The sequence below is a fragment of the Pseudomonas saudiphocaensis genome (assembly GCF_000756775.1).
In the GTDB taxonomy this organism is placed as follows: domain Bacteria; phylum Pseudomonadota; class Gammaproteobacteria; order Pseudomonadales; family Pseudomonadaceae; genus Stutzerimonas; species Stutzerimonas saudiphocaensis.
The window spans coordinates 2,300,810-2,326,687 of the sequence record NZ_CCSF01000001.1; the positions used below are offsets into that span (position 1 = coordinate 2,300,810).

29 protein-coding genes and 1 tRNA gene are annotated in these 25,878 nt (G+C 62.0%); 18 read left to right on the forward strand and 12 right to left on the reverse strand.

The annotated features are described in order from the left end of the window. Positions 1–84: 84 nt before the first annotated feature. From BN1079_RS10570 to BN1079_RS10580, 3 genes are read left to right on the forward strand one after another with little or no spacing between them, the layout of a single operon-like run. The gene (locus tag BN1079_RS10570; RefSeq protein WP_037024229.1) at positions 85–1,344 is read left to right on the forward strand and encodes a murein hydrolase activator EnvC family protein; all 1,260 of its coding nucleotides are present in this window, start codon (positions 85–87) and stop codon (positions 1,342–1,344) included. 34 nt (positions 1,345–1,378) lie between these two features. Beyond that, complete coding sequence (locus tag BN1079_RS10575; protein ID WP_037024231.1) at positions 1,379–2,713, forward strand: S41 family peptidase; 1,335 nt, start codon at positions 1,379–1,381, stop codon at positions 2,711–2,713. A gap of 2 nt (positions 2,714–2,715) precedes the next feature. Then, the gene (locus BN1079_RS10580) at positions 2,716–3,498 is read left to right on the forward strand and encodes a divergent polysaccharide deacetylase family protein (RefSeq protein WP_037024233.1); all 783 of its coding nucleotides are present in this window, start codon (positions 2,716–2,718) and stop codon (positions 3,496–3,498) included. Here BN1079_RS10580 and BN1079_RS10585 read toward each other — a convergent pair. The 6 genes from BN1079_RS10585 to hisB all read right to left on the reverse strand — a co-directional run bounded on the left by BN1079_RS10585 (position 3,495) and on the right by hisB (position 7,516). Then, entirely contained in the window at positions 3,495–4,244 is a 750-nt protein-coding gene (locus tag BN1079_RS10585) for a substrate-binding periplasmic protein (protein ID WP_037026783.1), read from the reverse strand. The genes BN1079_RS10580 and BN1079_RS10585 overlap by 4 nt on opposite strands. A 214-nt stretch (positions 4,245–4,458) precedes the next feature. After that, positions 4,459–5,229, reverse strand: a complete 771-nt coding sequence (gene hisF, locus BN1079_RS10590) for an imidazole glycerol phosphate synthase subunit HisF (RefSeq protein WP_037024234.1) — start codon at positions 5,227–5,229, stop codon at positions 4,459–4,461. Between the two features lie 15 nt (positions 5,230–5,244). Further along, a complete protein-coding gene (gene hisA / locus BN1079_RS10595) occupies positions 5,245–5,988 on the reverse strand; it encodes a 1-(5-phosphoribosyl)-5-[(5-phosphoribosylamino)methylideneamino]imidazole-4-carboxamide isomerase (RefSeq protein WP_037024236.1) in 744 nt (247 codons plus the stop codon). 36 nt (positions 5,989–6,024) lie between these two features. Further along, complete coding sequence (locus BN1079_RS10600; RefSeq protein WP_037024238.1) at positions 6,025–6,285, reverse strand: DUF2164 domain-containing protein; 261 nt, start codon at positions 6,283–6,285, stop codon at positions 6,025–6,027. Continuing rightward, positions 6,285–6,923, reverse strand: a complete 639-nt coding sequence (hisH, locus tag BN1079_RS10605; RefSeq protein WP_037024239.1) for an imidazole glycerol phosphate synthase subunit HisH — start codon at positions 6,921–6,923, stop codon at positions 6,285–6,287. Before hisH ends, BN1079_RS10600 begins: the two co-directional genes overlap by 1 nt. Then, on the reverse strand, positions 6,923–7,516 hold the full coding sequence (hisB, locus tag BN1079_RS10610) for an imidazoleglycerol-phosphate dehydratase HisB (protein ID WP_037024241.1): 594 nt from the start codon (positions 7,514–7,516) through the stop codon (positions 6,923–6,925). The genes hisH and hisB overlap by 1 nt, the downstream gene beginning before the upstream one ends. A gap of 156 nt (positions 7,517–7,672) precedes the next feature. On the opposite strand from hisB, the gene panM reads away from it, so the two are divergent. The 11 genes from panM (at position 7,673) to BN1079_RS10665 (ending at position 17,255) form a co-directional block, all read left to right on the forward strand. Further along, the gene (gene panM, locus BN1079_RS10615) at positions 7,673–8,074 is read left to right on the forward strand and encodes an aspartate 1-decarboxylase autocleavage activator PanM (protein ID WP_037024243.1); all 402 of its coding nucleotides are present in this window, start codon (positions 7,673–7,675) and stop codon (positions 8,072–8,074) included. Positions 8,075–8,165: 91 nt separating this feature from the next. Next, a complete protein-coding gene (locus BN1079_RS10620) occupies positions 8,166–10,379 on the forward strand; it encodes an AsmA family protein (RefSeq protein ID WP_037024245.1) in 2,214 nt (737 codons plus the stop codon). Further along, positions 10,376–11,443: an A/G-specific adenine glycosylase gene (mutY, locus tag BN1079_RS10625; RefSeq protein WP_037024247.1), complete on the forward strand. Its 1,068-nt coding sequence runs from the start codon at positions 10,376–10,378 to the stop codon at positions 11,441–11,443. Before BN1079_RS10620 ends, mutY begins: the two co-directional genes overlap by 4 nt. Continuing rightward, positions 11,440–11,712, forward strand: coding sequence for an oxidative damage protection protein (locus BN1079_RS10630; RefSeq protein WP_037024249.1), 273 nt, complete (start codon positions 11,440–11,442; stop codon positions 11,710–11,712). The genes mutY and BN1079_RS10630 overlap by 4 nt, the downstream gene beginning before the upstream one ends. Positions 11,713–11,853: 141 nt before the next feature. After that, positions 11,854–11,929, forward strand: a tRNA-Phe gene (locus BN1079_RS10635). Positions 11,930–12,178: 249 nt separating this feature from the next. After that, positions 12,179–12,925, forward strand: coding sequence for a substrate-binding periplasmic protein (locus BN1079_RS10640; protein ID WP_037024251.1), 747 nt, complete (start codon positions 12,179–12,181; stop codon positions 12,923–12,925). 270 nt (positions 12,926–13,195) lie between these two features. Then, on the forward strand, positions 13,196–13,969 hold the full coding sequence (locus tag BN1079_RS10645; protein WP_037024253.1) for an ABC transporter ATP-binding protein: 774 nt from the start codon (positions 13,196–13,198) through the stop codon (positions 13,967–13,969). Between the two features lie 15 nt (positions 13,970–13,984). Next, complete coding sequence (locus BN1079_RS10650) at positions 13,985–14,740, forward strand: ABC transporter substrate-binding protein (protein WP_037024255.1); 756 nt, start codon at positions 13,985–13,987, stop codon at positions 14,738–14,740. Positions 14,741–14,804: 64 nt separating this feature from the next. Then, positions 14,805–15,500 (forward strand): ABC transporter permease, encoded by a 696-nt coding sequence (locus tag BN1079_RS10655; protein ID WP_037024257.1) that lies wholly within the window; start codon positions 14,805–14,807, stop codon positions 15,498–15,500. Next, complete coding sequence (locus tag BN1079_RS10660; RefSeq protein ID WP_037024260.1) at positions 15,497–16,186, forward strand: ABC transporter permease; 690 nt, start codon at positions 15,497–15,499, stop codon at positions 16,184–16,186. The genes BN1079_RS10655 and BN1079_RS10660 overlap by 4 nt, the downstream gene beginning before the upstream one ends. Positions 16,187–16,361: 175 nt before the next feature. Further along, the gene (locus BN1079_RS10665; protein ID WP_037024262.1) at positions 16,362–17,255 is read left to right on the forward strand and encodes a D-hexose-6-phosphate mutarotase; all 894 of its coding nucleotides are present in this window, start codon (positions 16,362–16,364) and stop codon (positions 17,253–17,255) included. 112 nt (positions 17,256–17,367) lie between these two features. Here BN1079_RS10665 and BN1079_RS10670 read toward each other — a convergent pair whose 3' ends face one another. The 5 genes from BN1079_RS10670 to purE form a co-directional block, all read right to left on the reverse strand. After that, entirely contained in the window at positions 17,368–17,967 is a 600-nt protein-coding gene (locus tag BN1079_RS10670) for a uracil-DNA glycosylase family protein (RefSeq protein WP_231850776.1), read from the reverse strand. An 89-nt stretch (positions 17,968–18,056) separates the two neighbouring features. Next, positions 18,057–18,587 (reverse strand): DUF3299 domain-containing protein, encoded by a 531-nt coding sequence (locus tag BN1079_RS10675; protein ID WP_037026788.1) that lies wholly within the window; start codon positions 18,585–18,587, stop codon positions 18,057–18,059. Between the two features lie 207 nt (positions 18,588–18,794). Then, complete coding sequence (locus BN1079_RS10680; protein ID WP_037024264.1) at positions 18,795–19,046, reverse strand: GlsB/YeaQ/YmgE family stress response membrane protein; 252 nt, start codon at positions 19,044–19,046, stop codon at positions 18,795–18,797. Between the two features lie 95 nt (positions 19,047–19,141). Beyond that, positions 19,142–20,227, reverse strand: coding sequence for a 5-(carboxyamino)imidazole ribonucleotide synthase (locus tag BN1079_RS10685; RefSeq protein WP_037024266.1), 1,086 nt, complete (start codon positions 20,225–20,227; stop codon positions 19,142–19,144). Continuing rightward, positions 20,228–20,719 (reverse strand): 5-(carboxyamino)imidazole ribonucleotide mutase, encoded by a 492-nt coding sequence (purE, locus tag BN1079_RS10690; RefSeq protein WP_037024267.1) that lies wholly within the window; start codon positions 20,717–20,719, stop codon positions 20,228–20,230. 247 nt (positions 20,720–20,966) lie between these two features. Here purE and BN1079_RS10695 point away from each other — a divergent pair, with 247 nt between their 5' ends. Together BN1079_RS10695 and BN1079_RS10700 are read left to right on the forward strand one after the other, a co-directional pair. After that, positions 20,967–22,352, forward strand: coding sequence for a hypothetical protein (locus tag BN1079_RS10695; protein ID WP_037024269.1), 1,386 nt, complete (start codon positions 20,967–20,969; stop codon positions 22,350–22,352). A 73-nt stretch (positions 22,353–22,425) separates the two neighbouring features. Further along, complete coding sequence (locus BN1079_RS10700; protein WP_037024271.1) at positions 22,426–22,752, forward strand: YnfA family protein; 327 nt, start codon at positions 22,426–22,428, stop codon at positions 22,750–22,752. 17 nt (positions 22,753–22,769) lie between these two features. Here BN1079_RS10700 and BN1079_RS10705 read toward each other — a convergent pair whose 3' ends face one another. After that, on the reverse strand, positions 22,770–23,669 hold the full coding sequence (locus BN1079_RS10705; protein WP_037024272.1) for a LysR substrate-binding domain-containing protein: 900 nt from the start codon (positions 23,667–23,669) through the stop codon (positions 22,770–22,772). Positions 23,670–23,830: 161 nt separating this feature from the next. On the opposite strand from BN1079_RS10705, the gene aspA reads away from it, so the two are divergent. Continuing rightward, a complete protein-coding gene (aspA, locus tag BN1079_RS10710; protein ID WP_037024273.1) occupies positions 23,831–25,255 on the forward strand; it encodes an aspartate ammonia-lyase in 1,425 nt (474 codons plus the stop codon). A gap of 182 nt (positions 25,256–25,437) precedes the next feature. Next, complete coding sequence (locus tag BN1079_RS10715) at positions 25,438–25,878, forward strand: GNAT family N-acetyltransferase (protein WP_037024274.1); 441 nt, start codon at positions 25,438–25,440, stop codon at positions 25,876–25,878.

The following is a 25,878-nucleotide window of genomic DNA, read 5'->3' on the forward strand; positions in this document are numbered from 1 at the left end:
CGACAGGCTGCACCCACCCTACAGCTTGCGGCGGTTTTTTTAGGCATACTACGGCGGTCGTCGATCTCTCGGTTGCGCCCGCCCATGCCCCGCTTATTTCTCGTCCTAGCATTATCCTGCCTGCTCGGCACCGCCGTGGCTGATGAGCGCGCAGAAGCCCGCAAGCAGATAGAGGCCGCCCGCAAGGACGTAGCCGAACTGCAGAAGCTGCTCAAGCAGATCGAGCAGGAGAAATCTGCAGTTCATAAACAGTTGCAGACCACCGAAAGCGAGATGGGCAAGCTGGAAAAGCAGGTCGACGCTCTGCAGCAAGAGATCGACCGCAGCGAAGCCGAGCTGGACCGCCTCAACGAGGAGAAGACCACCCTCGAAGGCGCGCGCATCGAACAACAGCGCCTGATCGGCATCCAGGCCCGCGCGGCCTACCAAAGCGGTCGTCAGGAATATCTCAAGCTGCTGCTCAACCAGCAGAATCCGGAAAAATTCAGCCGCTCCCTGACCTATTACGACTACCTGAGCAAGGCGCGCTTCGCGCAGCTCGAAGGTTTCAACGAAACCCTGCGCCAACTGGCGAAGGTCGAAACCGGCATCGAGCAGCAACAGGCAGCGCTAAGTGAGCAACAGAGCGGACTGAAGCAGCGCCAGGCTGAACTTGCCGAGGTGCGCAAGCAGCGCCAGCAGACCCTGGCCAAGCTGGACAAGGATCTATCCACCCGCGACAGCAAGCTCAAGGCGCGCCAACAGGAGCAGGCCCAGTTTGAGCGCGTGCTCAAGACCATTGAGGAAACCTTAGCCCGTCAGGCCCGCGAAGCCGAGGAGCAGCGCCAGCGCGCCCTGGCCATAGCGCGCGAAGAACAGCGCCGCCAGCAACGCTCCGGCAGCTCAGCGACAGCCCCTTCAGGCCAGCTCGTATCCAGCGGCGGGGAAAGCTTCGGCGGCCCCTTTGCCAACGCCAAGGGCAAGCTGCCATGGCCTGTAGATGGGCGCCTTGTCGCCGGTTACGGCACTCCGCGCGGCGGCGACGCTCGAACCAAGTGGGACGGCGTACTGATCGGTGCCGCTATCGGCACGCAGGTGCGTGCCGTACACGGTGGCCGCGTAGTGTTTGCCGACTGGCTGCGCGGTGCCGGCCTGCTGGTTATCCTCGATCACGGCAACGGCTATCTGAGCCTATACGGGCATAATCAAAGCCTGTTGCGTGACGCTGGAGAAATCGTCAAGGCTGGCGACCCCATCGCCACCGTAGGAAACAGTGGCGGGCAGGAATCTGCTGCACTGTATTTCGCCATCCGCCAGCAGGGTCGCCCCAGCGATCCGGCGCAATGGTGTCGCGCACAAGGTTAACCGCCGAGTGCACTCTCACAACCGGAGTTCGACAATGCTTCACCCGCGCCGCTTCGCCCGCCCTTCAACGCTGACCCTGGCCCTGCTGCTGGGCATTTACGGCAGCGCCTGGGCCCAGCATCCACCTGCTGAGATGGCACCTGCGCCCGAGGTACAAGGCACCTCCACCGGCAGGGCACCGCTGCCGCTCGACGAGCTGCGCACCTTCGCCGAGGTGCTGGACCGGATCAAGGCTGCCTATGTCGAGCCGGTTGACGACAAGACCCTGCTGGAAAATGCCATCAAGGGCATGCTGAGCAATCTCGACCCGCACTCGGCCTATCTTGAGCCGGAAGCCTTCGCCGAGCTGCAGGAAAGCACCAGCGGGGAGTTCGGTGGCCTGGGCATCGAAGTCGGTATCGAGGACGGCTTTATCAAGGTGGTTTCTCCCATCGATGACACTCCCGCATCCAGAGCCGGCATCGAGGCTGGCGACCTGATCGTCAAGATCGACGGCAAACCGACCAAGGGCCTGTCGATGATCGAGGCTGTGGGGATGATGCGCGGCAAGCCAGGCAGCGAAATCAACCTGTCGCTGGTGCGCGAAGGCGGCAAGCCCTTCGACGTCAAACTGACGCGCGCAATCATCAAGGTCACCAGCGTCAAGAGCCAGCTGCTCGAACCAGGCTATGGCTACCTGCGTGTCACCCAGTTCCAGGTCAACACCGGCTCTGAGGTGGGCAAGGCACTGGCACGACTGCGCAAGGAAAACGGCCAGAAACTCAACGGCTTGATCCTGGACCTGCGCAACAACCCCGGCGGCGTGCTGCAGGCCGCGGTAGAGGTCTCCGACCATTTCCTCAAAAAGGGTCTGATCGTCTACACCAAGGGCCGCATCGCCAATTCCGAGCTGCGCTTCAATGCCGATCCGGCGGATGCCAGTGAAGGCGTATCCATGGTCGTGCTGATCAACGGCGGCAGCGCCTCGGCTTCGGAGATTGTCGCCGGCGCCCTGCAGGACCAGAAACGAGCGGTGGTGATGGGTACCGACAGCTTCGGCAAGGGCTCGGTACAAACCGTGTTGCCACTTAACAACGACCGCGCGCTCAAGCTCACTACTGCGCTCTACTACACGCCCAACGGCCGCTCCATCCAAGCCCAGGGCATCGAGCCGGACATCGAAGTGACCCGCGCCAAGCTGACCCGCGAGCAGGCTTCCGATGGTCTTCGCGAAGCCGATCTGGCCGGCCACCTGGGCAACGGCAATGGCGGTGCTGATCGCCCCAGCGGCAGCAAGGCCGCCGGCGAGCCGCGCCCCCAGGATGACGATTACCAGCTCAGCCAGGCACTTAACCTGCTCAAGGGTTTGACTCTCACCCGCGGAAAATAAGGATGCTGCGTGCATCCTTGTGGCTGCTGGCCGGCCTGCTGCCGCTGCTGTGCCAGGCCGCACCAGGGGCCGACGAAGTTTCCCGGGAAAAGCCCCGCCTGGCACTGATCATCGACGATCTTGGGCAGAACCCTGCCCGCGATGAACGGGTGCTGGCCTTGCCCGGCCCGGTCGCCCTGGCGATTCTGCCGGATACTCGCCACGCCGCGTCACTGGCCCAGCGCGCCCATAGCGTCGGCAAGACGGTGATGCTGCATCTGCCCATGGCTCCGGCAGGCGGGCCCTACGCCTGGCGCCCTGAATTGCCTGCCGAAGAGCTGCAACGCCGGCTGAACAACGCGCTTGCCGCGGTGCCACACGCGAGCGGGCTGAATAACCACATGGGTAGCCAGATGACCGACCAGCGAGAACCCATGGCAGCCCTCATGGCGTCGCTGCAACAACGCCACCTGTTCTTTATCGACAGCCGCACCAACCCAAAGACCGTTGCCGCCGCGGCTGCCCAGGAGATCGGCCTGGCAAGCCTGTCGCGGGACATCTTTCTGGATGACGATCCCAGCCCCGAAGCCGTTGCCGAGCGGTTCGCGGCGGCCATATCGCTGGCACGCAAGCAGGGTTCGGTGGTGATCATCGGCCATCCGCACCGCAGTACGCTGGAGCTGCTGGAGCGCGAGCTGCCGCATCTTCAGAACAGCGGCATCGACTGGGTGGACATCGGTCAGATGATTGCGACGCGCGGCAACCGCGCCATGGCTGCCCATGGGTGCGACGGCACTTATCGCTAGAGATAGCGGCGCTGGATGGCAGCTATCGAGCCATCCTTTTTCATCTCGTTCAGAGCACCCTGCAGGCGCCTGACCACCTCATCTGGCGTGCCTTTATTCAGCGCCAGATACAGCTGGCCTTCATTGAAGCGCATTACCGTAGTCAGCCCGCTGACGCCTTGCTGCTTGGCCAGGTAAGGCCCGACAGGATCCGTGGTCGCCCAGAGGTCGATCTGGCCTTTGAGCAGCTTGTCGACGTTTTCCTGATCACGCAGGGAGTTGTCCAGCTGGAAGCCGTTGCTTTCCAGATGCTGACTGACCGCATCATTCTTGTAAGCGCCTACACGGTAGCTCCGCGCCTGCTCCAGCGAGGTCAAGCGTAGCGAGCTGTCAGACGGAGCCAGGAGGACCCAGCCGGTCTCGGCCAATGGCCCAACCCACTTGAAGAGTGGCTCTCGTTCAGGCGTGAAGGTGGTCGAAAACAAACCCCAGTTGGGCTGCTCCAGCACCTGCTTGTAAATACGATCCCAGGGAAAGCGCAACGTCAGGCTGTAATCGATTCCGGCGCGCTTGAACAGCTCGCGGACGATGTCGGCGTTGATACCCTGAACGTTGTCTTCAGCCGCATAGTTCTTCTGATCCACGGCCATGTTGAAGGGCGGGAAATTCTCGGTCAGCAGGACCAGCTTGTAGTTGTCGGGCAGTTCGGCCCGTGCCATTGCGGTGCTGAACAGCAACATCGTGGCAATCAGAATTCGTTTCAACATCTTTGCTTCCCCCAACCAGGCATCGGTCAAGGTTTAATTCTTAGCAGCTGAAACGCGAACGAACCGAGACAGGGCCAGCAAACGAGACACACATCACAAAACCAAAGCGGCCGCACTGACCGAGCGCGTAGAGCCGGCTCGGCCAATGCGGCCACCATTGATCAACAGCCTCGCCTGCAGCAGGCCCTATTTGCTGAGGGCCTGGCGCGACCACTTAGCGCATCACGATGCCGCAGCTGGCCATATAGGCCTTGGCCTCGGGAATGCTGTACTCACCGAAGTGAAAGATGCTCGCGGCCAGCACTGCATCAGCCTTGCCTTCGAGGATGCCGTCGGCCAGGTGCTGCAGATTGCCGACCCCGCCGGAGGCGATCACGGGAATGCTCAGCGTTTCGCTGATGGCGCGGGTCACACCCAGGTCATAGCCGCTTTTCACACCGTCCTGGTCCATGCTGGTCAGGAGGATCTCGCCAGCGCCAAGGTCTTCCATCTTCTTCGCCCAGGCCACCGCATCCAGCCCGGTGGGCTTGCGCCCGCCGTGGGTGAAGATTTCCCAACGGCCCGGCTCGCCGGGAGCGGAGACTTTCTTCGCATCGATGGCGACGACGATGCACTGCGAGCCGAAACGCGCAGCCGCTTCGCCGACGAACTCGGGATTGAATACCGCAGCCGTGTTGATCGAGACTTTGTCGGCGCCGGCATTAAGTAGATTGCGAATATCCTGCACGGTGCGTACGCCGCCACCCACGGTCAGCGGGATGAAAACCTGGCTGGCCATGCGCTCGACGGTGTGCAGCGTGGTGTCGCGGTTATCGACGCTGGCGGTGATGTCGAGGAAGGTGATCTCGTCGGCCCCCTGCTCGTCATAGCGCCTGGCGATCTCCACCGGATCACCGGCGTCGCGGATATTCTCGAACTTGACGCCCTTGACCACGCGGCCGTTGTCCACGTCGAGGCAGGGGATGATGCGTTTGGCGAGGGCCATGACCGATCTCTCTGGTTATTCGTCTTTGAACTTGAGGTCGCAGAGCGCCTGGGCTTCCGCCACGTCCAGCGTGCCCTCATAGATCGCACGACCGGTGATGGCGCCGACGATGCCGGGGGTGTTGGTGTCGAGCAGCTTCTGGATATCGCCGATGTTGTGAATACCGCCGGACGCGATTACCGGAATCTTGCTGGCGTTGGCCAGAGCTACCGTCGCCTCGACGTTGCAGCCCTGCATCATGCCGTCCTTGGCGATGTCGGTGTAGACGATCGCCGAAACGCCGTCAGCCTCGAAGCGGCGCGCCAGGTCCACGACCTGCATGGTGGAAACCTCAGCCCAGCCATCGGTTGCGACGAAACCGTCTTTCGCGTCCAAGCCAACGATCACCTTGCCCGGGAACGCCCGGCAGGCCTCACCGACGAACTCCGGCTGCTTGACCGCCTTGGTGCCGATGATCACGTAGCTGACGCCGGCGCGCACGTAATGCTCGATGGTCTCCAGCGAACGAATGCCGCCGCCAATCTGGATAGGCAGGTTCGGGTAGCGTTTGGCGATGGCGGTAACCACTTCGCCATTGACCGGCTGGCCCTCAAAGGCGCCATTCAGATCGACCAGATGCAGACGGCGGCAACCGGCCTCGACCCATTTGGCCGCCATGGCCACCGGGTCGTCGGAAAACACCGTGGCGTCATCCATGAGGCCCTGACGCAGACGCACGCAGGCGCCATCCTTGAGATCGATCGCGGGAATAATCAGCATGGCTCGAACCTGTTCAAATCGGGTATCGGTTAAAGGTCAGCTCTTTTCGAGCGCCCACAAGTCGCTTTCGATGCTTTCAAACCGTTCTTTCAGGTGTGTCTGCACATCGAAGATCGCCTTGTTGTAATACAGCGGAGCAATTTCACGGGCGATCAGATCAAGCACTTCCTGCGCCTCGAAGGAGCCGAGCTCCAGTTCGAAACGATCTTCCAGAAAGCGCTTGATGATCTGCTGTGCGGCCTGCTCCTGGGCAGCATCGAGCGTCAGAACCGGCGCCTTGAGCTTCGCCCGCCCCATTACCAGCGGCCATCCCAGGCGGCGAAGTTCTGCAGCAGTTGCAGGCCGTGGGTGTGGCTCTTTTCGGGGTGAAACTGCACGGCGAAGCGCGAGCCATCGGCCAGCGCTGCGGCGAAGTCCTTGCCGTAATGGCCGCGACCTACCACATGCCGCGGATTGCCGGCCTCGACGTAGTAGCTGTGGACGAAGTAGAAGCGCCCCATGTCCGGAATGCTGTGCCAGAGCGGATGGTCTTTCGCGTGCCTGACCTCGTTCCAGCCCATGTGCGGCACCTTGAGGCGCTCGCCATCCTCCTCCAGACCCTTGCCGAAGAAGCGTACCTGGCCAGGGAACAAGCCGATGCAGTCAACGCCGTCGTTCTCTTCGCTGCGCTCCAGCAGCGCCTGCATGCCGACGCAGATGCCAAGGAACGGGCGGTCGACACTGACTTCGCGCACCAGTTCGTCGAAGCCCAGGCGGCGAATCTCTGACATGCAGTCGCGGATCGCGCCCACACCCGGAAACACCACGCGATCGGCTTCACGGATGACCTGCGCATCGCTGGTCACCAGCACCTTGCCGGCCCCTACATGCTCCAGCGCCTTGGCAACCGAATGCAGGTTACCCATGCCGTAATCGATAACGGCAACGGTCTGCATTACAGGCAGCCCTTGGTCGACGGCATCTGGCCAGCCATGCGCTCATCCACTGTCAGCGCCATACGCAGGGCGCGACCGAAGGCCTTGAATACCGTTTCGATCTGGTGGTGGGTGTTGGTGCCGCGCAGGGTATCGATGTGCAGGGTCACCTGAGCATGGTTGACGAAGCCCTGGAAGAATTCCTGGAACAGATCAACGTCGAAGCCACCAACGGTGGCGCGGGTGAAGGGCACATTCATGGTCAGCCCCGGACGCCCGGAGAAATCGATCACCACACGCGACAGCGCTTCATCCAGCGGCACATAGGAATGGCCGTAGCGGGTCATGCCTTTCTTGTCGCCGACGGCCTTGGTGAACGCTTGCCCAAGGGTGATGCCGACATCTTCCACGGTGTGGTGATCGTCAATGTGGGTGTCGCCGTTGCATTCGATATCCAGATCGATCAGACCATGACGGGCAATCTGATCGAGCATGTGCTCGAGAAAAGGCACGCCTATGGCAAAGCGGGCCTTGCCAGTGCCATCCAGATTGATGCTGGCCTTGACCTGGGTTTCCAGGGTGTTGCGTTCGACAAACGCCGTACGTTCGGACATCAACAGCTCCGCTGATCGTGCAAAAAAAGGTCATCATTATAGGCCCAAATCCCGCGAGGGGGTATCAGCCCGCCGCCTGCAGGGCAGCCGCCTTCGTGCGGGGGAAGGTTTGCGGGGTTATGCTTGTGGCAATTTTCAGAAAGTCCTCAGGTCAGCATGCCCGTATTCGTAGAAACCCTCACCGAACCCAGCTCGCAGGACCTTCTCGATCTGGCGAAAATCTTCGCCGACGCCCCCGCCTGGCTGCTGGCGCCCCACGCCGATGCCGAGGCGCTGATCCAGGCCGCGCTGGCCGACGGCAGCCTGATCGCCGGGCGCTTCAATGATCGTCTGCTCGGCGCAGCTCTGTTGCGACGCGACACTCGGCACTGGCAGCTGTCACACCTGTGCGTACGCAAGGTTACCCGCAGGCGAGGAGTCGGCAGGCGCATCCTCGATGAAGCGCAGCGCATGGCAGCCGAAGCAGGACAGGATCTGCAACTGGCGGCCCCGGCCGAACAGCTCGAAACCCAGGCGCTGGCAGCACGCATGCACCTGACCCTGGTTCCGCTCCAGTAGGGTTCCAACCCGGGTCAGCGCAACCTGCGGGGCTATACTCGGCCCTTTCAAGCACGCCACTCCTCTAACACGCCAAATCAAGGACTTGTCCATGAAAGCGATCGGCAAAATCCTGGGCCTGGCAATCCTCGGGTTGCTTCTGATCATCGTCGCGCTGGGCTTTGCCCTGACTCATCTGTTCGACCCCAACGACTACAAGGATGAGATTCGCGACCTGGCCCGTAGCAAAGCCGGGCTCGAACTGGACATCCGCGGCGACATCGGCTGGAGCCTCTTTCCCTGGCTGGGCCTGGAACTGCACGACACTACCCTTGCCAGCGCCAGCACACCACAGCAGCCGCTCGCCGACCTGCGCATGCTCGGCCTTTCCGTACGCGTGATGCCGCTGTTACGCCGCGAAGTGCAGATGAGCGATATCACCCTCAATGGGCTCAACCTGACGCTGACGCGCGATGAAAACGGCACGGGCAACTGGGAAGGCATCGGCCAGCCACCCCAGCAGCAGGATCAAACGGCAACAGAACCCGCTACCACGACTGCCGAAACCGAATCCAAACCTGGCAAGGCCAGCCGCCCGCTGCAACTCGACATCGACAGCCTGACTGTCAAGGATGCGCGCGTCACCTATCAGGATGCCCAGAGCGGCCAGCATCTGAGCGCCGAAGGCATCGAGCTGACCACCGGCGCCATCCGCGAGGGAGAGCCGATCCCGCTCAAACTCAACGCTTTTTTTGGCAGCAACAAACCGGTCATGCGCGCGCGCACCGAACTGCAGGGCAGCCTGCGCTTCGACAACAAGCTGCAGCGCTACCAGCTCGAAGACCTGCGCCTGAGCGGCGAAGCCTCCGGCGAGCCCCTGCAAGGCAAGACCCTCAACTTCAGCGCTCAGGGCCAGCTGCTGGCGGATCTGGCAGCAGACGTTGCCGAATGGAGCAGCCTCAAGTTCACCGCCAATCAGTTGCGCGGGCTTGGCGAACTCAAGGCCAGCAATCTGCAAGACCAACCAACGCTCAGCGGCACCCTGACAATAGCCTCCTTCAACCTGCGCGAGTTCCTCGACAGCCTCGGCCAGAGCCTCCCGGACATGGCCGACGGCAGCACCCTGAGCAAGGCGGAACTGATCACCCGGCTGAACGCCACGACCAACAGCCTGAGCTTCGACGATCTCACCCTCAAGCTGGATGACAGCACCTTCACTGGTCAGCTTGGCGTCAGCGACTTCGCCAAGCAGGCTCTGCGGGTAGATCTCAAGGGCGACCGCCTGGACCTCGACCGCTATCTACCGCCGCCGAGCAAGGATGCAGCTACCCAGAGCCGCAAGAGCGAGGTCAAAGCCAGCGAAACAGCCGCCATCGGCAGCGGCACCACACCACTGCCGGAAAAGCCGACCCAGCAAGCCTGGAGTGAAGCCTCGGTGCTGCCCATCGCGACCCTGCGCAGCCTGGACACACAGGTCAACCTTGCCATCGGCAGCCTTACTGCGATGCAGCTGCCGCTGGACAACTTCAACCTCAAGGCACGCACCGGCGGCGGCCTACTAACTCTGCAAAATCTTACCGGCGGCCTCTACAACGGCCGCGTGGACGCCTCGGGCAGCCTCGATGTTCGCCCGGATATTCCTCAGCTAACCGCGCAGACACGTATCGCCCGCGTACCGGTGGAGCGCCTGCTGCAAAGCCAGGGCGAACAGGTCACGATCAAGGGCCTGCTCAACCTGGACAGCGACATCCGCACCCAGGGCAATAGCCAGAAGGCCTGGGTCGACAACCTCAACGGCAAGGTCGGTTTCGTCCTCGACAATGGCATCCTCGTCGATGCCAACCTCGAACAGCAGCTGTGCCGCGCCATCGCCACCCTCAACCGCAAGCCACTGACCAGCGAACCGCGCAGCAAGGACACGCCGTTCCGCGAACTGAAGGGCAACCTCACCCTGCGCAACGGTGTAGCCAGCAACCCCGATCTCAAGGCCAGCATTCCCGGCCTGACAGTCAACGGTAACGGTGACCTGGACTTGCGCGTACTCGGCATGGACTACCGCATCGGCATTCTCATCGAAGGCGACAAGGGCGCGATGCCGGACGAAGCCTGCCAGGTCAACGAGCGCTACGAAGGCATCGAGTGGCCACTGCGTTGCCGCGGCCCGCTGGAACTGGGGGCCAAGGCCTGCCGCTTCGACAACGATGCTTTGGGCAAGGTGGCCGCCCGCCTGGCCGGTGAAAAGCTCAGCGAAAAGCTCGAAGAGAAGCTTGGCGACAAGGTCAGCCCCGACCTTAAAGACGCGATCAAGGGGCTGTTCAAGCGATGAGTCCCGACGAATTTGGCGCGGCAGTCCTGCACTGGTACGACCGTCACGGTCGCAAGGACCTGCCTTGGCAACAGGGCATCACGCCCTACCGTGTGTGGGTCTCGGAAATCATGCTGCAGCAGACCCAGGTCAGCACCGTACTGGGTTATTTCGACCGTTTCATGAGCGCCCTGCCCAGCGTCGAAGCCCTTGCCGCCGCCCAGGAAGACGAAGTGCTGCATCTGTGGACGGGCCTCGGCTACTACAGCCGTGCGCGCAATCTGCACAAGACCGCAAAAATTGTCGTCGAAGAGTATGGTGGCGCCTTTCCGCAGGACGTAGAGAAACTCGCAGAGCTGCCCGGCATCGGCCGCTCCACCGCTGGCGCCATCGCCAGCCTGGCCATGGGACTGCGCGCGCCCATCCTCGACGGCAACGTCAAGCGCGTGCTGGCACGCTACGTCGCCCAGGACGGCTATCCGGGCGAGCCGAAAGTCGCCAGGCAACTGTGGGAAGTCGCCGAGCGCCTCACGCCGCAGCAGCGGGTCAACCACTACACCCAGGCGATGATGGACCTCGGCGCCACGCTCTGCACCCGCAGCAAGCCCAGCTGCCTGCTGTGCCCACTGAAAGGCGGCTGCCGTGCCCATCTGCTCGGCCGCGAAACCGACTACCCGGTACCCAAACCACGCAAGGCGCTACCCCGCAAGCGTACCCTGATGCCGCTACTGGCCAACCACGAAGGCGCCATCCTGCTCTACCGACGCCCTCCTACCGGACTCTGGGGAGGACTCTGGAGCCTGCCCGAACTGGATGATCTGAGCGCCCTCGCCCCCCTGGCCGAGCGCCATGCACTGACTCTTCGGGAGCAACGCGAACTGCCCGACCTGACCCACACCTTCAGCCATTTCCAGCTGACCATCGAGCCCTGGCTGATCAGGGTAGAATCGACCGTTGACGCCGTGGCTGAGGCCGACTGGCTCTGGTATAACCTCGCCACCCCGCCGCGACTGGGGCTTGCAGCGCCAGTAAAGACGCTGCTCAAGCGCGCCGCAGCCGAACTGAACGCAGGAGAGATTTCATGACCCGCACCGTGATCTGCCGAAAATACAAAGAAGAACTCCCCGCTCTCGACCGCCCACCCTATCCGGGCGCAAAAGGCGAAGACATCTACAACAACGTTTCCAAAAAAGCCTGGGAAGACTGGCAGAAACACCAGACCATGCTGATCAACGAACGCCGCCTGAACATGATGAACGCCGAGGACCGCAAGTTCCTGCAGGAGGAGATGGACAAGTTCTTCTCCGGCGAGGACTACGCCAAGGCCGAGGGCTACGTTCCGCCCAGCGAGTAGTCGCAGAACACCAAACGCCCCGTCCGGGGCGTTTTTTTTGCCGTGCAAAGACTCCCACAGCGCTAAATGCCCGCCCCTGCTAAATATTTTCGATTCCGCGCTTGACAGTCAAAAGCCAAATCCGTCTAATAGCGCCCCGTTGCCCAGGTAGCTCAGTCGGTAGAGCAGGGGATTGAAAATCCCCGTGTCGGCGGTTCGATTCCGTCCCTGGGCACCACTCTTTCGTTTCGAGTGGTGCAGAAAAGCCATTCGAAACTCGCAAAAACCCGCCTAGTGCGGGTTTTTTGTTGCCTGCGTTTTTTTGCCTGTCAGCACTTCACCCGCGCATTTCACACAGCAATTCTGGACTAGGCCGGGATCGACTGATATGAAATAGCCATGTGAGCGTCTTACTCCAATAAAAATAAAGCTGGCTAGGGAGCGCAACGCAGTGCGGAGACTATTCTCGACCCTCTCGATCTGGGCGATGCTGGCTGTTGCGCCGGCGATGGCTGAGCAGTGGGCATTCGTGACCGAGGATTTCCCACCCTTCACTCACCCCGCCGAAGACCTCGGCAGCCTTGAGACCGGCGTAATGGCGGGCGGACCTCTGGTGGAGATCGTGCAAAGTGTCTGTGCACGTCTCGACCGGGAATGCACGATCATGCTGCACCCCTGGCAGCGGGCACTACGGATGGCCGAACAGGGTGAAGCGGACGGCATATTCACCGTGGTCCGCTCCCCCGACCGCGAACGCGAATTTCATATCAGCCGAATGCTGGTGACCTCTCGTTACAGCGTCTTCGCCCGCGACGAAAGCAACTTCGTCTTCTCCGGCCCGAATGATCTGGCCGGCCGCACGGTTGGGGTTTACGGGCCATCCGGCACGTCCTGGCTATTGTCCGAACGCCTCAAGTCCATCGCAGATGTGCGCATCCACATGACCTTGAACAACCGACGTCTGCTGAACATGTTGCAGTCCGAGCGCTTTGGTCAGGAAGGGCTCGCGGTGGTAAATCAGGACGTCGCCTGGCACCTGATCGAAGACGAAGAACTCCACGGTCTACGCGAGGCAGGCGAGCTGGCGGTGGTCTACTACGGTATCGGCCTTTCGCGAAAGCGAGTCAGCGAAGAACAGTTCCAGGCGTTCGAGCAGGCTCTGGATGGAGCCATTACCGACGGCACCGTACCCAGGATTTTGCGCCGCTATCGGCTAGAAGCCGCTTATCCATAGCCTTACGGCTGATCGAGCCCTCGGACAAAACCGAAACCTGATGCGGCCAAACCGTGCAAACTCATCTATATAGGTAAAGGCGATCTGCCGCGACCGATCCGACGCCCAGGTAAAGTGACCAGCCAGTCACGCTCATGACAAAGGCATCACGCTTGGCGCCGGCCCTCGCCCATGCTAGGTTTGCGCCCGCCAGGATGGCGAGCAGTCAGCCGGAGCGCATCAATACGGAATCAGGCCGGCTGAAGCACAGGCCTGACAAGAGGAAGTTCAATGGCCGAGGCCATACCTGCACTGGAAATCCGCAACCTGCACAAGCGCTACGGCGAGCTGGAGGTTCTCAAAGGTATTTCGCTGACGGCGCACGACGGTGACGTCATTTCCATTCTCGGCTCGTCGGGTTCGGGAAAATCCACCTTTCTGCGTTGCATCAACCTGCTGGAAAACCCCCACGAAGGCGAGATTCTGGTCGCCGGCGAACAGCTCAAGCTCAAGCGCGCCAAAGACGGTGATCTGGTTGCGGCTGACGCCAAGCAGATCAACCGAATGCGCAGCAAACTAGGTTTCGTGTTCCAGAACTTCAACCTCTGGCCGCACATGAGCGTGCTCGACAACATCATCGAAGCGCCACGCCGGGTGCTTGGCCAGAGCAAGGCAGAAGCCACGGAAATTGCCGAAGCACTACTGGCCAAGGTCGGCATCGCTGATAAGCGTCACGTCTATCCCAACCAGCTGTCCGGCGGCCAGCAGCAGCGTGCGGCCATCGCCCGCACCCTGGCCATGCAACCGAAGGTGATCCTTTTCGACGAGCCGACTTCGGCGCTGGACCCGGAAATGGTACAAGAAGTGCTAGCAGTAATTCGCTCGCTCGCCGAAGAGGGGCGCACCATGCTGCTGGTCACCCATGAGATGAATTTCGCCAAGCAAGTCTCCAGCGAAGTGGTTTTCCTCCACCAGGGTCTGGTCGAGGAGCAAGGAACGCCCGCGCAGGTATTTGACAACCCGCATTCGGCGCGCTGTAAACAGTTCATGTCCAGCCATCGTTAATGGAGCAACACCCGCATGAAAAGCTATAAGAAGATTCTGCTGACCGCTGCTGCATCCCTGATCATCGGTACCCAGGCTTTCGCTGCGGAGAAACTGCGCATCGGCACCGAGGGCGCCTACCCGCCCTTCAACCTTATCGACGCCAGCGGCCAGGTAGTCGGCTTCGACCTGGATATCTCGCACGCCCTCTGCGCCAAGATGGAAGTGGAATGCGAAGTGGTGACCTCCGACTGGGACGGCATCATTCCTGCTCTCAACGCGCGCAAGTTCGACTTCCTTGCAGCCTCCATGTCGATCACTGAAGAGCGCAAGAACGCCGTCGACTTCACCGACCACTACTACACCAACAAGCTGCAGTTCGTAGCCCCCAAGTCGGTGGATTTCAAGACCGACAAGGGCTACCTGAGGGGCAAGGTGATCGGCGCCCAGCGCGCTACCATTGCCGGCACCTGGCTGGAAGACAACATGGATGGCGTGGTTACCATCAACCTCTACGACACCCAGGAAAACGCCTACCTGGACCTAGCCAGCGGTCGCGTTGACGGCATCCTCGCCGACACCTTCGTGCAGTGGGAATGGCTCAAGAGCGATGCCGGCAAGGACTTCGAATTCAAGGGCGAGCCGGTGTTCGACGATGACAAGATCGCCATCGCCGTGCGCAAGGGTAACGACGAACTGCGCGAGCGCCTGAACAAGGCACTGGCGGAAATCATCGCTGACGGTACCTACAAGCAGATCAACGAAAAGTATTTCCCGTTCAGCATTTACTGATCCGACCGAACCGAAGCCCGGCCGCCACATAACTGGCGGGCCGGGCTTTGGTGTTTGAGCTTCTATGATTCCCGACCTTCACGGATTCGGTCCGGCACTGATCGCCGGCACCTGGATGACTATTCAGCTGGCTCTGGCGTCGTTGGCGCTGGGGCTGGTACTCGGCCTGCTCGGCGCCCTGGCCAAGACCTCGCCTTATGTGGCCATGCGCTGGGTAGGCGGCACTTACTCGACCATCGTGCGCGGCGTCCCGGAGCTGATCTGGGTCCTGTTGATCTACTTCGGCACCATCAACCTGGTGCGCTGGCTCGGCACCCTGGTGGGCATTGACGAGCTCGCACTAAGCCCTTTCGCCGCCGGCACCATCGCTCTGGGCCTGTGCTTTGGGGCCTACGCCACGGAAGTATTCCGCGGCGCACTGCTGGCGATTCCCAAGGGGCACCGTGAAGCCGGCCTGGCATTGGGCCTGGGCAAGCGGCGGATCTTCCTGCGCCTGATCCTGCCGCAGATGTGGCGCCTGGCCCTGCCGGGGCTGGGCAACCTGTTCATGATTCTGATGAAGGACACCGCGCTGGTTTCGGTGATTGGTCTGGAGGAGATCATGCGCCGCTCACAGATCGCCGTGACCGCCAGCAAGGAGCCCTTCACCTTCTTCATCGTCGCCGCGTTCATCTACCTGGGGCTGACGGTGATCGCCATGATTGGCATGCACTTCCTTGAAAAACGCGCCGGCCGCGGCTTCAGCAGGAGCGCCGCATGACCTGGGAAATTTTCATCAAGTGGCTGCCAAGCTTCCTCGACGGCGCCTGGCTGACGCTGCAACTGGTCGGGGTATCGGTCATAGCCGGCCTGATCTTCGCCATCCCGCTGGGCATTGCCCGTTCGTCGCGCCACTTTCCGGTGCGTGCGCTGCCGTATGCCTATATTTTCTTCTTCCGCGGCACACCGCTGCTGGTGCAGTTGTTCCTGGTCTATTACGGATTGGCGCAATTCGATGCAGTACGCCAGAGCGCCCTCTGGCCCTACCTGCGCGACCCCTACTGGTGCGCAATCCTCACCATGACCCTGCACACGGCCGCCTATATCGCCGAGATCATCCGCGGTGCGATCCAGAACGTGCCAGCCGGAGAAGTCGAAGCGGCCCGCGCGCTGGGCATGTCACGCAGCCAGACGCTGTGGCACATCATCCTGCCGCGCGCCACGCGCATCGGCCTGCCGGCCTACAGCAACGAAGTGATCCTGATGCTCAAGGCCAGCGCTCTGGCCAGCACCATCACCCTGCTGGAGCTGACCGGCATGGCGCGCAAGATCGCCGCACGCACCTACCTGCACGAGGAAATGTTCCTTACCGCCGGTGTGATCTACCTGGTCATCGCCTTTATCCTGATGCAGGGCTTCAAGCTGCTGGAGCGCTGGTTGCGGGTGGACGCCTGTCAGGGCCGCTAAACCGACCGTAGGGTGGATCACGCTTTATCGATCCACCGGGTGGCGAACCACGGGGTTGCGCCACCGAACGGAGCCACGGTGGATGTAAAAGGCGACATCCACCCTACGGCGCGAACGTGAAATCCTGCGGCGCGAGCGCTGTCAGACATACTCCACGTCAAGACGAGATCACCCAATGCCCGCTGATATCCAACGCATCGTAATGGACCAGCTTGCCTGCTGGCGCATCCGCCGCGGTGACGCTGAGGTGCTGATCGCCGAACAGGGCGCACAGGTGCTCAGCTATCGCCAGGGCGAAATCCCGGTGATCTGGCTCAGCGAAGAAGCGGCCTTCATCCAAGGTCAGCCGGTACGCGGCGGCGTGCCGATCTGCTGGCCCTGGTTCGGCGACCTGTCGCGCAACCCCGATGAGGTGCGGGCGATGTACCAAGGCGAAGCCGAAGCGCCGTTCCACGGTCTGGTACGCAACCTGAACTGGCAGCTGACACAGCAGAGCTGCGAGGGCGACAGCGGCATGCTGGAGTTCACCTGCCCGCAAGCGCTGGGCGAGCTGCCCGGATGGCCACAGCGGGTGGAGTTGAGCCTGCAGGTCTGCCTCAACGAGCGTTTGCATATCAGCCTGACCAGCCACAACCTGAGCGACCGGCCGGTAGCCATCAGCCAGGCGCTACACAGCTATTTTGCCGTCGGCGACATTCAGCAGGTATCGGTACAAGGTCTGGATGGGCGGCGCTATATCGAAACGCTGGAGGACTGGCAGCAACGCCAGCAACAGGGCGATCTGAAGATCAACGGTGAAACCGACCGTATCTACCTGGAGCTGCCGCCGGTGCTGCAGCTGCTGGATCCGACCTGGAAGCGCCGCATCAGCCTGGAAACCAGCGGCTCCCACTCGGCAATCTTGTGGAATCCCTGGATCGACAAGGCTCAGCGCCTGTCACAGTTCGCCGATGATGCCTGGCAACGCATGCTGTGCATCGAAACCGCCAACGCCATGGACGACCGCATCCTTCTCGAAGCTGGCGCCACTCACACCCTGGGCGTCTCCATCGGGAGCGAAAGCCTGTAACCGAAGCCCCTCGGTGGCGGTTGATGACTGCGGATAACGCATTTAGAGCCAAAAGCTTCGCGGCGAGGGCGCTGCCTCTCGGGTGACTACTACAGCCCGTAGGGCTGGCATCCTAAGCGCCCAGCTGCCGCAACCGCTCTTCGAGCAATACCGGAAAGCGCTTGAACCAGACCTGATTAAGCGGAGATGAGTGAGGTAGCGGATAGAGCGTAAAGCGTCGCGCAGGTCCGTCGCCGGCCTGCAACTCCACCTCAATGGAAGCACTGAAGCGGTCCTCGCGTCGCCAGAACCGCTCAAGCCGCGCCCGTACCGCAGCCGGCTGATCGATTCCGAACCAGAGGAAGGCCTCGCGGCCCAGGGTGATGATCGTCTCGCCATGCCAGTTCTCGACCAGCAGCTGGCGCACTAGCGGGTGAAAGCGGCGCTTGACCTTCATCGACCACGCCTTGTTGCCGATGGGCTTGTACGGCACGGTGTTGATCCAGAAGAAGCGCCTGCCGGCCTCAAGCCCGGCGTCGAAATCCGGCATCGGCTCCCCGTAAAGCTGGCGATAAAGCACCTTGCGCACGATCTGCCCGCCGCTACCCACAAACGGCTCGCTGTGACGAACCTCCTCGCGGCCCGGATCGCGCCCGAAGAAGGCAATCGGCAGCCCGGCATCACCCAGCCCAATGATCGGCTCCAGCGGATCCTTGCCGAAGCACTGGTACACTTCTAGGTCGATGCCATCCAGCTGCGCGGCGAGTCGGTGAAAAGCTTGGCTTGTGCTTCGTCGAGGGGCATCGGTCGCTCCCGGCGTGGTTAGAACTCGTCTTCCTCGACCAACCGAACGCTGTCGGCGTTCAATGCATAGGCGGCATCCGCCAGATCGTTGCTGACCGGCTCGACACGCAGCGGACCATCAACCCACAGCGGTGCGTAGATATCTTCCAGGGCGATGCCCTGCGGATAGCGCACCAGCACAATCTGATTCGGCGGGGGCGGCGGCACGTGGATACAGGCGCCGGGATAAGGCACCAGGAAGAATTCGATGCTGCGCCCGCGGTTGTCGGTTTCCAGCGGCACCGGATAGCCGCCGAGGCGGATGTTCCTGCCATCGAGCGCGGCGACGGTCTTGCTCGAATACATCACATCCGGAAGCCCCTCGCCCTGCTTGAGGCCGCCCTGATCGCTGAACCCATCGGCCTCCGGCGAGTTGTGCTCGATCTCCGGCATATTTTCGAGGGCCAGGCGGTCCTCTTCCGGCATCAGCTCAAGCCAGTCCAGCTCCGCAGGTGCGGCCTGAACCATCAGCGGCAGCGCGAAAAGTAGCGAAAGACAGAAAGAACGCATGGAGGCAGGCCAGTCGATTAGGTGGAGCGGAGTATATCTGTAGCGGTGGATCATTCGGCCTTCGATCCGGCAGGCCGAACACGTTCTCTTCACAGGCTATGTCGACGGTTACCCCAGATCAGCAACAGCTGACAGAAGGGGCTTGAAGCAACGCCCTGAAATCAGCTGTAGCCAATTTAATCTCTAAGACCGGCTGATCAGGCAGCACTAGCCCTTGCGGCTGGTCACCATGCCGTAGATCACCAACAGAATGATTGCGCCGATCACCGCACCGATAAAGCCCGCGCCCTCTCCCGCTTCGTAGAGGCCCAGCGCCTGGCCGCCATAGCTTGCCAGCAGAGAGCCACCGATACCCAGCAGGATGGTCATGATCCAGCCCATGCTGTCGTCGCCGGGTTTCAGGAAACGGGCGACAAGCCCCACGATAAGGCCGATGAAGATGGTTCCGATGATGCCCATAGGCAGTCCCCCTCAAGTCCAAAGAAAGTTTTCGCCCTTCGTCAGACCTGAAGCGGACCGGCCAGTTCGGCGGCGACGGCTTAAGACCGGGGTTTTCAGTCTCGCTGGATCAGGGTCTCGACGGCGGTGATCTGTCGGTCCAGCGTGGCACGGTCTGGGCAGCGCAAGGTGGCGTGGCCGACCTTGCGTCCGGCCTTGAACGCCTTGCCGTAGTGGTGCAGGTGGCAGTCCTGGACGGCGATGACCTTTTCTACCGGCGGCACTTCACCAATGAAGTTGAGCATGGCGCTCTCGCCCAACTTGGCTGTCGAGCCCAGCGGCAGGCCGGTTACCGCACGCAGGTGGTTCTCGAACTGGCTGCACTCGGCGCCTTCGATGGTCCAGTGGCCGGAATTGTGCACCCGCGGCGCAATCTCGTTGGCCTTGAGGCCGCCGTCGATTTCGAAGAACTCGAATGCCAGCACGCCGACATAGTTCAGCTTGCTCAGCACCCGGCTGGCGTAGTCTTCGGCCAGTGCCTGCAGCGGATGATTGCTGCTGGCGACCGAGAGCCGCAGGATGCCCGCTTCATGGGTGTTGTGCACCAGCGGATAGAAGCAGGTCTGTCCATCGCGACCACGCACTGCAATCAGCGAAACCTCGCCGGTGAAGGGCACGAAACCTTCGAGGATGCATGGCACACTGCCCAGCTCAGCGAAGGCATCGGTCACGTCCTCCGCCTTGCGCAATACTTTTTGACCCTTGCCGTCGTAACCCAGAGTGCGGGTCTTCAATACTGCCGGCAGACCGATGCTGGCAACGGCGGCGTTCAGGTCGTCCTGCGAGAGGACATCGGCGAACTCGGGTGTGGGTATACCCAGCTCCTTGAGCATGGACTTCTCGAACCAGCGATCACGGGCGATGCGCAGCGCCTCGGCGCTGGGAAACACCGGCACGAACTGCGACAGGAAAGCCACGGTTTCCGCCGGCACGCTCTCGAATTCGAAGGTCACCAGGTCAACTTCGTCTGCCAGCTGGCGCAAGTGATCCTGATCGCCGTAATCGGCTCGCAGATGTTCACCCAGCGCAGCGGCACAGGCATCCGGCGCCGGATCGAGAAACGCGAAGGTCATGCCCAGCGGCGTACCCGCCAGAGCCAGCATGCGACCCAGCTGGCCGCCACCGATTACGCCGATCTTCATTTACGCGTTCCTCGGGTCCGGGTTGTCGAGCACGGTTTGCGTCTGTTCATCGCGGAATTTCTTCAGTGCCGCATGATATTCGGGGAATTCGTGACCGATGATGCTCGCCGCCAACAGCGCGGCGTTGACCGCACCCGCCTTGCCGATCGCCAGGGTGGCCACCGGCACGCCGGCCGGCATCTGCACGATGGACAGCAGCGAATCCACGCCCGAGAGCATCGAAGACTGCACCGGCACGCCCAGTACCGGAAGGTGGGTCTTGGCTGCACACATGCCCGGAAGATGCGCTGCGCCGCCGGCTCCGGCGATGATCACGCGCAGCCCGCGTTCTTCCGCCTGCTCGGCGTACTGGAACAGCAGATCGGGCGTGCGGTGTGCAGACACCACGGTGACTTCATGGGGAATACCGAGCTTTTCCAGCATCTCGGCAGTATGGCTGAGGGTGGACCAGTCGGACTTGGAGCCCATGATCACGCCTACCAGTGCGGTCATCGTCGTGCCTCTTCGTTGTGCGCAGCGCAGCGCTACAAAACCAACAAGCCACGCATCCAGGGCGTGGCTCGCATTCAGGGCAAACCAACGAGCGCGCTGGTTTGAAGGCGCGGCATTATACCGGAAAGCCACAAAAGTCGCGCTACAGCCTGGCAGATAGATGCTAGACAGCTTCGCTGATTTTGGCGCTGGCGCCGAACCAGACTCAGGCTTGGTATGCTCACGGCGTACTGTTATCGGAGGTGCCGTGTTCTCATTGAAACGCCAGGGCGATTTTCGCCTGCAATTGACCCGCACGCTGACCACTCCGGGCCGGCATCCGGTCGAGCTGTACTTGTTTACGCCTCATGAGACCACCTTCTCCACTCGCACTCTGACCGAAGAGCAGTTCTTTCATAGCGCCCTGGTTCATCGCTTTCGCCTGCTGGGCTTGCCGACTCAGGACCGGGCCAGCAAGCGGGACACCTCCTTTTCACTGCTCTCGCCACACTACGAAATCTTGCACGGCGCCTGGTTCTTCCAGTACCAGGCGTCCCTGGAGCGTCTGCGTCAGCAGTATCAGAGCAAGCCCAGCGCCGAGCCATTGGCGCGTGCACTGCGGCTCAGCCAGAACTTCGCCCAGCGCCTGCGCAAGGCAGAACCGAAAGGCAGCAATCAGTCACGCTACTTCCGCCAGCTGGATATCTATTTCTCCTGGCTCGCCGAACAGTTTCTGCTGGAGAGCATGGTGCTCGAAGGCTATGACGACCTGGATGACGAACTGAAGCTGGCCGTGCAGGAGTTTCTTCAGCAGGAGCGACGCTACCGCGCCGATCGCGACTACCTCGGCGACTTCAAAGGCCCGCCAACCCGCGTATGGAACCGCATGAGCCTGTATCAACGACTACTGGAGTATCCGGTGGTGTTGCGCCAGAAGATCATCGAGCTGGGTGCCGGCACTCGCAAGCTGGTGAAGGCGGGCTCCACCATGCTGATCATGTCGCTGTTCACCTATTTCCTCTTCAACGTACGCGACGCCAGCCAGAAACTGTCCCTGGCGCTGCTGGTAGGCATCGCGCTGATCTATGCGGTACGCGATCTGCTGCGCGATGACCTGATCGACACCGTCACCCGCTGGCTGCGCAAGGGCAAGCCTCGCTGGCGACTGCGCCTGCTGATGCCCTATACCCACAAGCTGATGGCCCAGCAGCTGGTCTGGCTCGACTACCGCAAGCTGTCCGAGCTGAGCAAAGCAGTGCGTGAGCATTCCGGCAAATGGGCGACCAACGAGGAACGGCAGATCGTCTGTTACCGCTCAAAGTTGGTGTTGGACAAGGCAGCCCTGTCTCAGGACGAAATCCAGGAACGCCTGATCCTGGACTTCGAACCCCTATGCGCATTGATCCAGGCCAGCCATCAGCAACTGTTCGAATGGAAGGAAGAAGAGGGCCAGCCACCCTTCGTTCAAGCCCATGCCATTGAGAAACAGCATGACTACAACTTGTTAGTGGTATGCCGACAGCCAGGGGAAGAAGCTCCCATCGCCCAACGCTGGACATTGCGCCTCAGCACCAGCGGCATCGTGCGTTGCGAAAACAAGCCGGTAGTCTGGCCCGAGTCGCCGCCACAGCGGCGCTGGTGGTGGCGGGCCTGAGCAAACGAAGCTTGATATGTATTTCCTGGCTTTCCAGGCCTATCGCGCCACCACCTAAACAGGTTGATTTCGAATGCTGAAAACCTTTGCGCTATTCGCGGCAACAGCCCTGGCCGAAATCATCGGCTGTTACCTGCCCTACCTGTGGTTGAAACAGGGCAAGAGCATCTGGCTTCTGTTACCGGCCGCGGCCTCACTGGCAATCTTCGCCTGGCTACTGACGCTGCACCCAACCGCTGCCGGGCGGGTGTATGCCGCTTATGGCGGGGTGTACGTAGCGATGGCGATTCTCTGGCTGTGGCTGGTGGACGGTATCCGCCCGACGCACTGGGACCTGCTGGGCGCAGCCGTCGTCGTGTTCGGAATGGCGATCATCATGTTGGCACCACGCAATCCGTAGCCGTTGGAGTGAGCCTGCTAGTCCTCGCTCTCACCCAACTTGCGCCATAGCAATCGCACCGACGCCTTGCGCACCAGAGCACAGCGGTACAGGCGGATCTCCAATGGCAGGCGCCAGGTCTCGTCACCGCATTCCACTAGCTCGCCGCGTTGCAACTCGGCGGTGACGCTCAGCCGCGGCACCCAGGCCACCCCGAGCCCCTCCAGGGCCATGCTTTTCAGGCTGTCGGCCATGGCCGTTTCGTAGACGGAGGTATAGCGCAGCCGCCGCTGACGCAGCAGGGCGTTGACCGAACGCCCCAGGAAGGCCCCGGCACTGTAGGCCAGCAGCGGCACGCTTTGCCCGCTGCCCAGGTCGAACAGCGCGCGCCCCTGATCATCCACAGCACAGACCGGCAGCATCTCGCTGTCGGCCAGCTGCAGCGACGGGAAAATATCCGCATCCAGCTGCAGCGCGGCGTCGGGGTCATGGTAGGCCAGCATCAGGTCGCAGGCGCCTTCGCGCAGGGCATGCACTGCGTCACCCACGTTGGTGGCGATCAACCTTGTGCTGGGATTCAGGCCGAGCGCCCGCAGGCTTGCGATCCATGGTGGGAAGAAGCCTAGCGCCAGTGAGTGCGCGGCAGCGATCTGCAACACCTCGCCCTGCTGCCCTTCCAGATGATGCAGATGCCGCAACACCTCGCCCAGTTGCTCCACCAGGCTGCGCGCGGTGATAAGGAACAGCTGACCCGCTTCGGTCAGTTCCACCGGCGCGCGGGAGCGATTTACCAGGGTCAGCCCCAGGGAGTTTTCCAGGCTGCGAATGCGCCGACTGAAGGCTGGCTGGGTGACGAAGCGGCGCTCCGCCGCTTGGGAAAAGCTGCGCGTGGCCGCCAGGGCGACAAAATCTTCTAGCCATTTGGTTTCGATGTTCATCACAGCTCCAGCGATAGCGCTCGCTCATGCTTCAGCGTCTGGCGGCATTATGCCGATCCTGCATGGGCCTGCAATTAACGGCATTGGCCTGGAGAGCAGTGAAAGGCCTATGGTAGCTGACATCGCGGTCATCACCGCATTTCGCCAGATAATGGAGCATCATGTCCTCTGCTGCATCCTTCCGCATCGAAAAAGACCTGCTGGGCACCCTTGAAGTCCCCGCCGACGCTTACTACGGCATCCAGACCCTACGTGCGGTGAACAACTTCCGCCTGTCCGGCGTGCCGCTCTCGCATTACCCCAAGCTGGTGGTCGCACTGGCCATGGTCAAGCAGGCTGCGGCCGACGCCAACCGCGAGCTGGGCCACCTGAGCGACGCCAAGCACCGGGCGATCAGCCAGGCCTGCGCGCAGCTGATCCGTGGCGATTACCACGACCAGTTCGTGGTGGACATGATCCAGGGCGGCGCCGGCACCTCGACCAACATGAACGCCAACGAGGTGATCGCCAACCTGGCGCTGGAATCCATGGGCCACGCCAAGGGCGAGTATCACCACCTGCACCCCAACAACGACGTGAACATGGCGCAGTCCACCAACGATGCCTACCCTACGGCGATCCGCCTGGGCCTGCTGCTCGGTCACGACACGCTGCTGGCCAGCCTCGAAAGCCTGGTGGCCGCATTCGCCGACAAGGGTGCCGAGTTTGCCCATGTACTGAAGATGGGGCGTACCCAGTTGCAGGACGCCGTGCCCATGACCCTCGGGCAGGAGTTTCACGCCTTCGCCACCACCCTGGGCGAAGACCTCGAACACCTGCGCCTGATCGCGCCGCAGCTGCTGGTGGAAGTGAACCTCGGCGGCACGGCCATCGGCACCGGCATCAACGCCGACCCCAGCTACCAGGCCCTGGCCGTGCAACGCCTGGCGACCATCAGCGGGCACCCGCTCAAACCCGCCGCCGACCTGATCGAAGCCACGTCGGACATGGGCGCCTTCGTCACCTTCTCCAGCATGCTCAAGCGCCTGGCGGTGAAGCTGTCGAAGATCTGCAACGACCTGCGTCTGCTCTCCAGCGGCCCACGCACCGGCATCAACGAGATCAACCTGCCGCCGCGCCAGCCGGGCAGCTCGATCATGCCGGGCAAGGTCAACCCGGTGATCCCCGAAGCGGTAAACCAGGTCGCCTTTGAGGTGATCGGCAACGACCTCTCGCTGACCATCGCCGCCGAGGCGGGTCAACTGCAACTCAACGTCATGGAGCCGTTGATCGCCTACAAGCTGTTCGACTCGATACGCCTGTTGCAACGGGCGATGGACATGCTGCGCGAGCATTGCGTGTCCGGCATCACGGCGAACGAGGATCGCTGCCGGCAGCTGATGGAAAGCTCCATCGGCCTGATCACCGCCTTGAATCCCTATATCGGCTACGAAAACGCCACCCGCATCGCCGGGCAAGCACTCCTCAGCGGTCGCGGCGTGTTGGAGCTGGTGCGCGAGGAACGGCTGCTGGACGATGCCACCCTGGACGACATCCTGCGCCCGGAGAACATGATCGCGCCGCGTCTGGTGCCGCTGCAGGGCTAGCCACACGGTACAAAGGCCATCGTCGGCTTTGCACTGCCGGCCCGCAGCCCAGACGGCAAATGGAGGCTGAGCCAGATTCGCTCGGCCGCCAACCAGGCCCTCGTACGCTATGGTTTATCTGCCACGACCCATCCACACGAACAGGCCGTGGCCACCCAGATACTCCAAGAGGGATGACTTAGATGGCCGATATCCGCCCAGTGAGCGCTGACGACCACGCCGCCTGGCTACCGCTCTGGCAGGGTTACCAGAGTTTCTATAACAGCCGGATTCCGGAGGCCACCAGTGCCCTGACCTGGCAGCGCTTTCTCGATCCCGCCGAACCGATGCACGCCGCGCTGGCCTGGCGTGATGGTCAGGCCGTGGGGCTCGTGCACTGGATTTTCCACCGCAGCTGCTGGACCAGCGGTGATTACTGCTACCTGCAGGATCTCTTCGTCGCAGAAGGCATTCGCGGCGGCGGTATCGGCCGGGCGCTGATCGAGCACGTCTACGCCCAGGCCGAAGCGGCCGGCGCGGCGCGCGTGCACTGGCTGACGCAGGAGACCAACTACCCGGGCCGCATGCTCTACGATCGCATCGCCGAGCGCTCCGGCTTTATCCAGTACCGAAAGTTGCTCTAG